This is a genomic window from Treponema endosymbiont of Eucomonympha sp., from assembly GCF_001028545.1.
This window is the reverse complement of the sequence record NZ_BBPW01000168.1, coordinates 1-1,302: the sequence shown is the minus strand read 5'-3', so window position 1 is coordinate 1,302 and position 1,302 is coordinate 1. Positions and strand designations below refer to the sequence as shown.

The 1,302-nt window shown below is 54.8% G+C and carries 3 protein-coding genes; all 3 read right to left on the bottom strand.

The features are described from left to right. Positions 1 to 116 precede the first annotated feature (116 nt). Positions 117 to 617, bottom strand: coding sequence for a single-stranded DNA-binding protein (gene ssb, locus AWU74_RS05660; RefSeq protein WP_059370900.1), 501 nt, complete (start codon positions 615 to 617; stop codon positions 117 to 119). Positions 618 to 637: 20 nt separating this feature from the next. Further along, positions 638 to 919, bottom strand: a complete 282-nt coding sequence (gene rpsF / locus AWU74_RS05655) for a 30S ribosomal protein S6 (protein ID WP_059370898.1) — start codon at positions 917 to 919, stop codon at positions 638 to 640. Between the two features lie 117 nt (positions 920 to 1,036). Beyond that, positions 1,037 to 1,302 (bottom strand): nickel insertion protein (larC, locus tag AWU74_RS05650; protein ID WP_162504892.1); only part of this gene is annotated, 266 nt, incomplete at its 5' end.

Genomic DNA, 1,302 nt, shown 5'->3' with positions numbered 1-1,302 from the left:
CGCGGCAGTGTTTCCGATGCTTTTTCAGCAGTATGCACTTCACTATCGCTCATACGTTTCTCCTGTTGAACGAACATATCGTCATCTTTGCAAAATCGCCGTATGTGTGCCGCGCGTCAGAACGGCACGTCTTCCATAAATTCGGCACCCGCGTTTCCGGCGGGAGATTCAGATGAATCTGACTGCCCCTCGCGGCCGCCGGGCGACGGTTCATACCCGCGGCTTTGTGGCGAAGGCGCATACGCTCCGGCTGAACCGCCGGAATACGGCGCAACGCCACCGCCTACACCTGGGTTGCCGCCGAGAAGCTGGATGTTGTTTGCCGCAATCATCACCTTGCTTCTGTGTTGCCCATCTTGTTCCCAGCGATCCTGCCGGAGTTCGCCGTCTATCGCAACCTGTTTCCCTTTGATTAAATAGGGTTTCAGGGTTTCGGCGGTTTTGCCGTATACGGTAACGTCAAAGAAATGGGCTTCATCCTCCCACCGCTCGCCGTTTTTGCGTCTCCGGTTCAGCGCAACGGAAAAATTCGCTATCGCAAACCCTGCCGCAGTGTATTTTAAGTCGGCATCTCGGGTGAGCCGCCCTATCAATATCACATGATTTACGTCTGCCATGCCTGCTCTCCTGCTGCAACTTATGTATCGATGCGGACAAACATATATTTCAAGATATCGGCGTTCAGCTTTAAGCGTTTGTCGATTTCGCTGATTTTTGCCGGATTTGCCGCTATGACCAGAAGCGTAAACCGCCCGCGTCGCTGCTTTTTGATTTCATAGCATAGCTCGCGGTCGCCGAACGGCTCTTCTTTTTCGATTTCGACGCCGTATTCGCTTAAAACCTGCTTGACTTGCACCAAACCGGTTTTGAACTGATTCTCCTCTGTCGGGAAAATCGTCATAAACTCATATTTTCTCATATGCTCTCCCTATGGAATAAGGAGGCGGCGAAGCCACCTCCAAGGATTGCCGACGCGTGTGTCAGCGGAATGGGTGTACTGTACCGGATATGCGCGGGAGAAGTCAAGGGGAAACGCTCAGTGCCCGGTAATCCACGCCGCCGCGTCGTCGAGCGAAATACCTCGCTCGCGGGCAACGCGGGCGAGGTCGTCGTATTCAATCTTGGCACGAAGCGGCTCGTCGCTCAAAAAGACGGTCTTTGCTCGCGCCGTGCCGAAATCACCCGTCAGCACCTGTTCTTCCCGCCTGAGCGACAGCCGCTTTACCAGCGTTTCGCGGAAGCCGATAGTTGCCGACCGGGTAAACATCGTCTCACGGATACGGGCAAGGCGCTCTTCGCGGC

What these genes read in the sequence shown, in the direction of transcription:
- rpsF (WP_059370898.1), bottom strand. Translation starts at nt 919, where the DNA reads ATGAGAAAATATGAGTTTATGACGATTTTCCCGACAGAGGAGAATCAG.
- ssb (WP_059370900.1), bottom strand. Translation starts at nt 617, where the DNA reads ATGGCAGACGTAAATCATGTGATATTGATAGGGCGGCTCACCCGAGAT.